The organism is Riemerella columbina DSM 16469 (assembly GCF_000374405.1).
In the GTDB taxonomy this organism is placed as follows: domain Bacteria; phylum Bacteroidota; class Bacteroidia; order Flavobacteriales; family Weeksellaceae; genus Riemerella; species Riemerella columbina.
Genome location: NZ_KB894220.1, coordinates 64617 through 72107 on the forward strand (window position 1 = coordinate 64617; position 7491 = coordinate 72107).

General features: G+C 36.3%; 7 protein-coding genes. All 7 read left to right on the forward strand.

Annotated features, from left to right (window positions below):
- The first annotated feature begins 134 nt into the window (after positions 1-134).
- Positions 135-2177 carry a TonB-dependent receptor plug domain-containing protein gene (locus C237_RS0102865; protein ID WP_018674987.1) on the forward strand — a complete coding sequence of 681 codons (2043 nt, stop codon included), beginning with the start codon at positions 135-137 and terminating at the stop codon, positions 2175-2177.
- A gap of 207 nt (positions 2178-2384) precedes the next feature.
- Entirely contained in the window at positions 2385-2834 is a 450-nt protein-coding gene (locus C237_RS0102870; protein ID WP_018674988.1) for a MarR family winged helix-turn-helix transcriptional regulator, read from the forward strand.
- Positions 2809-4236, forward strand: coding sequence for a TolC family protein (locus C237_RS0102875; RefSeq protein WP_018674989.1), 1428 nt, complete (start codon positions 2809-2811; stop codon positions 4234-4236). The genes C237_RS0102870 and C237_RS0102875 overlap by 26 nt, the downstream gene beginning before the upstream one ends.
- Positions 4237-4246: 10 nt before the next feature.
- On the forward strand, positions 4247-5206 hold the full coding sequence (locus tag C237_RS0102880) for an HlyD family secretion protein (protein WP_018674990.1): 960 nt from the start codon (positions 4247-4249) through the stop codon (positions 5204-5206).
- Positions 5206-6384 (forward strand): ABC transporter permease, encoded by a 1179-nt coding sequence (locus tag C237_RS0102885; RefSeq protein WP_018674991.1) that lies wholly within the window; start codon positions 5206-5208, stop codon positions 6382-6384. The genes C237_RS0102880 and C237_RS0102885 overlap by 1 nt, the downstream gene beginning before the upstream one ends.
- 60 nt (positions 6385-6444) lie before the next feature.
- On the forward strand, positions 6445-7095 hold the full coding sequence (upp, locus tag C237_RS0102890) for a uracil phosphoribosyltransferase (protein ID WP_018674992.1): 651 nt from the start codon (positions 6445-6447) through the stop codon (positions 7093-7095).
- A gap of 110 nt (positions 7096-7205) precedes the next feature.
- A partial coding sequence (locus C237_RS0102895; RefSeq protein WP_026315454.1) for a transposase occupies positions 7206-7491 on the forward strand: 286 nt, incomplete at its 3' end.

The window sequence follows — 7491 nt, forward strand, 5'->3', positions numbered from 1 at the left end:
GCTTTTTTATTTTTAAAACATTGATATTCAATGGTTGTTTAATCTATTGATTTTTTTCATAAAATAAATATTTGTAATAAACTAATCTTTTTGTTAGTTTTGCCTAACTTTTAAATAATACTAAATTAAGATATATGAATAAACGAATTTTTATTTTAGGTGCATTAGTGGGATTTGGTTCGCTAGTGCATGCACAAGTGGACTCCACAAAGACCAATAAAAACATTGAAGAAGTGGTAATGACAGGGACGCTAAAAGCAGTGAGTAGATATAAAAGTCCCGTGCCTGTAGAGGTATTTTCAGCTAAATTTTTTGAGAAAAACCCTACTTCGTGTCTTTTGGAATCCGTAGAAATGGTTAATGGCGTAAGACCTCAGCTCAACTGCTCGGTGTGTAACACGGGGGATATCCACATCAATGGTTTGGAAGGACCATATACCATGGTGCTTATTGATGGAATGCCTATCGTAAGTTCACTTTCTACGGTCTATGGACTGAGTGGAATTCCTAACAGTATGATAGAGCGCGTGGAAGTAGTAAAAGGGCCTGCCTCTTCTATTTATGGGTCTGAGGCTATGGGAGGTATCATCAATGTTATCACAAAAAATGCACTAAAAGCCCCAAAACTATCCGCTAATTTTACCACCTCATCTTGGGGAGAGTACAATTCCGATTTGGGTACAGCGTTTAAAGTTGGAGATAAAGCGGCTTCATTATTAAGCATCAATTATTACAACTTTGAAACAAGGATAGATAAAAATAAAGATAATTTTATGGATGCCGCACTTCAAAATAGAATTTCGGTATTCAATAAATGGAACTTCGACCGTCCACAACACAAAACGGCTAGTTTCGCCATGCGTTATTTATATGAAGACCGCGCAGGAGGTGTAATGAATTGGGATAAGCATAAAGACCGTGGTAGCGACCAAGTCTATGGGGAAAGTATTTTTACTAATAGGGCCGAAGTGATCGCAGCGTATGAACTTCCTATTGAGGAAAAGGTAATGACGCAACTTTCCTATAACTACCACGACCAAGATTCCTACTATGGAGACACTGCCTATATGGCAAAACAATCCACTTTCTTTGGGCAGATGTTTTGGGATAAAACTTTTGGAAAGTCTAATTTACTGTTAGGGGCTACCATTAAGAACACCTATTATGATGATAATACGGTAGGAACTTTGGCTTCGGATGGCGTAACCAACCAGCCACAAAATGATTGGTTGCCAGGAGTTTTTGCACAAAATCAATGGCAAATTAACGACAGTAATATTTTATTATTAGGTTACCGTGTAGATTTCTCTAAAATACATGGAGTAGTACACTCTCCAAGAGTTGCCTATAAATTAGATGTAGACCCACAAACTAATCTAAGAGCAAGTTTTGGAACTGGATTTAGAGTAGTTAATCTCTTTACCGAAGACCATGCTGCCCTTACGGGTTCTAGAGAAGTAGTCATCAGCGAAGCATTGAATCCAGAGCGTTCATATAATGCTAACCTTAACTTAACACATAAGACTTATTTAGGTTCCGGTGGACATATTAATATGGACTTGATTGGGTTTTATTCTTACTTTACCAATAAAATCATTGGCGACTTTGATACCGACCCGAATAAAATTTATTTTCATAACCTAGCAGGTCATTCTATCAGTGCGGGGGCTTCTCTTAATACCCAAATTAAATTTGGATTTCCTTTAACCGCCCAGTTAGGATTAACCTATATGGAGGTTTATGAGAAAGAAAAAGATGATAAAGGCATAGAGACAAAAACCAGACAAATGTTCGCCCCTAAATGGTCGGGAACTTATGCACTAACTTATGAGTTTCCAAGACAATGGTCTGTTGATTTTACAGGGACTTTTTATGGACCTATGCGTTTGCCAGTATTACCTGATGACTTTAGACCAGAATATTCCCCTTGGTATTCTTTAGCGAATGTACAGCTTAAAAAGGAATTCACTCAACTAGGATTAGAAGTCTTTGGTGGGGTTAAAAACATTTTCAACTTTACACCAGACAATCCATTGATGAGACCATTCGACCCGTTTGACCAAAATGTAAATGACCCAATTAATAACCCTCACGGCTATACTTTTGATACTACTTATGGCTATGCACCGATGACGGCAATAAGAGGATTTTTAGGAGTAAAATATACCATCAAATAATTTTTTCATGACATAAAAAAGCACACTTGGTAATTCAAAATAAATGATGTTAATGCTTTTTTGAGGTATAGTAATTTTTGCTACACCTTTTTTTTTATTTAATGATAATCAGTCATTTAGGTTAATATTTTAAAAAATATATCAATTTAGTTGCATAGATAACCATTGTTTTTATAACTTTGCACGGAATTTGTAAGACAAAGACACATGGAACAATCGATTTTATCTAATGAAAATAAATACAACCTTTTGGCAGGGAGAGTACCAATGTTGGTTAATCGTTTTTTATCTCAACAATTAAAAAATGAAGGCATTCCTCTTACTCGAGAGCAATGGTCAGTTTTAGCCGTGCTTTGGAAATCTGATGGATGTTCTCAGCAACATATTGCCGATGCCACTTATAGAGATAAGCCTGGCATTACGCGTTTAATAGATAATTTAGAAAAAGACAACCTAGTAGAACGCCGAAATGATAAAAATGACAGAAGGCTTAACCTTATTTTCCTAACCCCCAAAGGTAAGGCTATGGAAGAAAAAGTTATGAAAGTGGCTAACGAGACTTTAGAAAAGGCTACAGAAAATTTATCCGAACAAGAAATTTTAACCATAAAAAACGGATTTGAAAAAATCTATGAAAATATTAAAAAATATGAATAAATATTATAGAAACGCCATCCTTAGTAAATGGTGGTTGGCGTTGGTCGCTTGGCATACCTTTACGCTAGGGCAAAGCCAAATTGTAGTAACAGAAGGGGTGCAGAATGCCATAGCCAAAGCCATGCATAAAGATGTACAACTTAGAAATCAGGATTTAGAGCAACACAAACTCGAGTTGGAACGCCAAAATGTACTTAATAAGCGCTTGCCAAAATTAGAGGCAAATGCCATCTATGGCTACTTGAACAACCAAACGAATATTGATATCCCTACTAAGACACTTCCAATTACGGGGATTCAATTATTTGACGGAAGTACGGATATTGCTACTGAAGGACAAGCCTTTAATGGTAGACTGACTGCTAAAGCTGTTCTGTATAGTGGTGGACAGATTGAAAATGGAGCGAAAGCCTTGCAAGAAAAAAATAAGGGTACCGCCTATATGATGGCACTTAGAAAGAACGAAGTGATAGAAGACCTCTTAACGAGCTTCGACCAATTAGAAATGCTGAGAACTGCTGAAGCATTAATTCAAGATAGTGATAAACGCTTAAAAAAAGAGAACGATCGCGTAGAAAAAGCCATTGCTTTAGGTTTGGCAATTCCTTATGATAGAGATAAAATTAAATTAGCGCGTCTAGAACTGGAAACCAAGCGTACAGATGTACAAAATAAAAAAGAATTGTTAGCTCTAAAAATCAATCAGTTAACCGATTTAAGTCCAGAGGATATTTTAGCGATTGAACATAAAGTAGAACCTATCGTTATTCTTCAAAATTTAGATACTGAAAATAGAAACGAGATTAAAGCCTTAGAAGCCTTTAAACAAGCCTCAGAATATGCTATTAAAAAAGAAAAAGGTGCTTTGTTACCGACTTTAGGCGCGTTTGGAGGCTATAGTTATACTTCTATTTTCAATACCAATACTGAGATTCCATTACATAAAATCAACCATACCATTCAGCTGAATACCAACCATATTACTGCACATCCTACCTTTATGGTTGGCGTAGCGATGAAATGGAAATTGTTTAATGGTTTTGAATCTAAAAATAATATAGAAACGGCTAAACTCAACGCGATGCAAATTGAAAATAAATTGCAGGATACCAAAGAAAAACTGAATTTGCAACTAAGAAAAAATCAATTGGAATATGAAACGATGCTTCGCCAAATTGATATTGCCGAACAAAGAGAAAAAATAGCAGAAAACAATAATGTGATGGCAGAAAAACAATACCGCAATGGTTTAATTGGTATCACAGAAAGAATTACCGCCGAAAACGACATCTACAAAGAAGCATTGAACAAAGTAGAAACCGTAATTAAAGAGCGTAAAGCTGCAATAGAAACTTATAAATCCGCAGGAACTTTAGATCAATACATTATTACCACTTTATAAATTATAACTTATGAAGCTTAATTCATTAAAAATCATATTACTAAGCATAGTCACTATTTCGTGCCAAACCAAAGAAAAGCAAACCGACCTACAAGGTAAAGTAGAACGCGAGGATATTGCTGTGGTAAGTAAAATCCCAGGTAGAATACAGAAAGTTTTAGTTCAGGAAGGAGATTTTGTAAAAAAAGGTGATACACTCGCCATCTTAGATATCCCAGAAGTAGAGGCAAAAAAAGCCCAAGCCCAAGGTGCAGTCACTTCCGCTCAAGCCCAATACAGCATGGCACATAAAGGGGCTACGGCAAACCAGCTAAGACAGCTAAGAGCGAAAAAAGCCACCCTTACAGAGCAATATAATTTCGCTAAAAAATCGCTTAACAGAATGAAGGCGATGGTAGATGATTCTCTAGTGCCTCAGCAAAAATACGATGAGGCGTTTGCCAAATACCAAGGCGCCCAAGCCCAACTTTTAGCAGTAGATGCAGAAATAGCCGATGTAGAACATGGGGTGCGTATAGAGCAACAAACGATGGCTTTGGGACAGCAGGATAGAGCCTTAGGAGCCTTACAAGAGGTAAGCGTAGCAGAAAAAGAACGCTATATATTGGCACCACAAGATATGCGAGTAAATGCTGTGACTCTAAAGCTAGGGGAGTTGGCATTGCCAGGGTACACTTTATTTAAAGGGAGTTTAGGACAAACCACTTATTTTAGATTTACCATTCCCGAGAGTGAACTTAAAAATTATAAATTAGGCCAGCAGGTAGAAGTGTTTAGTCCGTATAGTAACAAAACGATAAAAGGAAATATTAAAAATATTAAAATCATCGGGGCTTATGCGGATATTTCCAATGCCTATCCCGACTATAAAATTGAAGACCAACTTTATGAACTTACCATCAGTCCTAACCAACCTAAAGATGTAGAACAATGGTTTTCTAAATCTACCGTTATCTTAAAGCAAAAATAATGAAGACTTTTATAAAACTCTTAAAAAGAGAATTCCTAATTTTTTGGAAAAACGATGTTCTTAAAATGTTATTTTTTGGAGCACCACTCGCGTATGGACTTTTAATTGGCTATATTTATAGTAAAGGGAAAGTAACGGATCTGCCCATCATTGTGGTAGATGAAGACCAAAGTTCCATGAGCCAAAAAGTAGTGGAAATGATTAACGATAATGAGGTGCTTAATATCGCAAAAATTAAATTTGATAGACAAGACCTAGACCGTAATTTGATAGAAACCGATGCCGCTTGTGTAGTATTAATACCAAAAGATTTTGAAAAAAATATCTTAACTAAAAAATACCCTGAGGTAACCACGGTAGTCAATACAGCTAATTTCGTGACGGCAAACTATGCTTCTAAAGCGTTGCAGATGGTATTGGGAACGCTAAAAGCAGGGGTTCAAATTGAAACTTTAAGAAAGCAAGGAACGCCAGAAGAATTATTGCTAAGCCAATACGAACCCTTTAAAACCACTTTTATAAAAAAGAACAACCGTAGTTCCAACTATATGTATTTCCTTTGGCCAGGGGTTTTAGCAACTGTACTTCAGCAGGTATTGTTACTCGCCTTAGCGCTATCTTTTGCCTCGGAGTTTGAAAATGGAACTTTTAAAGATTTGGTAGCCCAGTGCAGCCATACTTTTGAGCTAATGGTGGTAAAAATTCTACCTTACCTATTGATGAGTTTCCTTATTTGGTTGATGTATTGGGGCTTTACTTATTGGTTTCATATCCCTTTTGACCGCAACTTAGGTGCTTTGACTTTTATTGCTGGGGTATTTGTACTATCGGTCAGTTTTATTGGTATTTTGGTAAGTATTTTAATTCCGAGCCAACTAAAAGCTACCGAGGTTCTAATGGTAGTCGCAACACCCAGCTTTATGATTTCAGGGTTTACATGGCCACTGAGCCAAATGCCAGAGTGGATCCAATTTATATCTAAACTCATTCCATTAACCCATTTCTTACCGTCGTTTAGAATTTTAATCGTAGAAAATGGAGATTTTGCAATGACGATCCCTTACATCAAAAACTTGATGCTGATTGGAGCCGTATGTGCTGTGCTAAGTTATATCGCATTGTCTATAAAAATAAGAAAGGTAAAACGCCAAACATTAAAGTCCGAAATAGTAGAATAATTAATTGCAAGTGTTTGCCTAATTGCGAAAAAAACTTGAAATTTGCATAAAACAAATATTATGCTGACGATACTTTCTCAACACAATTCCCTCGTTACTGAATGGATTAATGATTTAAGAAATACCAAAGTTCAAAACGATCGTATGAAGTTCAGACGAAATCTTGAGCGGATAGGAGAAATTGCAGCATACGAGATTAGCAAACATTTGGATTATCAACCCGTAGAGATTACTACGCCTTTAGATACGATTGACTCTAATGAAATTGTTACGCAACCCGTGATTACCACCATTCTTAGAGCGGGTGTTCCTCTATTTCAAGGGGTGTTAAATTATTTTGACAAAGCCGACTGTGGTTTTGTAGCGGCGTATCGAAAGCATGATGCGAATGACTATTTTAGTATTAAACAAGATTATCTCACTTGTCCCAATATTGAAGGTAGACCATTGATTGTTGCAGACCCTATGTTGGCGACTGGAGCATCTTTAGTAGAAGCTATCAAAGATTTATTGACTAATGGTACACCATCTCAGTTGCATATTGTCGCTGCAATAGCTAGCCAAGAAGGAGTCGATTGTATTAAATCCACTTATCCAGAGGCTTATGTTTGGGTAGGCGCTTTAGATGCTCAATTGACTTCAAAAGGCTACATCACACCAGGCTTAGGCGACGCAGGCGATTTAAGCTATGGTGAGAAGTTGCAGCGGTAAGGATAATTTAAGTTTTATTAATGAACTGATTTAAACTTTTTTTTGGAAAACAAAAAAGGGTTGACGAAATTTGTATTGCAAAACATAATCATTTCAAAGTCAACCCTATGATGTATAAAATACTCNACAAAGATACAATAAAAGATGAAATAATCCCACATTTGCCACGAGCAAAAAGAGGATTTCAAGTAACAGTTCCTTTAGAAGAAGTGGTAGATGCTATTATTTTCAAATTAAAAACAGGAATTCAGTGGCATTTATTACCCGTAGAATCTTTTTTCAAAGAAAAAACACTTTCGTGGCAATCGGTATATTATCATTATCGAAAATGGTGTAAAACCGACACCTTAAAGAATTTATGGTGTAAAATATTAGAAAAATACAAGTCAAAATTAG

Excerpts from the sequence above, each read along its gene's own strand:
- C237_RS0102865 (WP_018674987.1), top strand. The coding sequence starts at position 135 with ATGAATAAACGAATTTTTATTTTAGGTGCATTAGTGGGATTTGGTTCG.
- C237_RS0102870 (WP_018674988.1), top strand. The coding sequence starts at position 2,385 with ATGGAACAATCGATTTTATCTAATGAAAATAAATACAACCTTTTGGCA.
- C237_RS0102875 (WP_018674989.1), top strand. The coding sequence starts at position 2,809 with ATGAAAATATTAAAAAATATGAATAAATATTATAGAAACGCCATCCTT.
- C237_RS0102880 (WP_018674990.1), top strand. The coding sequence starts at position 4,247 with ATGAAGCTTAATTCATTAAAAATCATATTACTAAGCATAGTCACTATT.
- C237_RS0102885 (WP_018674991.1), top strand. The coding sequence starts at position 5,206 with ATGAAGACTTTTATAAAACTCTTAAAAAGAGAATTCCTAATTTTTTGG.
- upp (WP_018674992.1), top strand. The coding sequence starts at position 6,445 with ATGCTGACGATACTTTCTCAACACAATTCCCTCGTTACTGAATGGATT.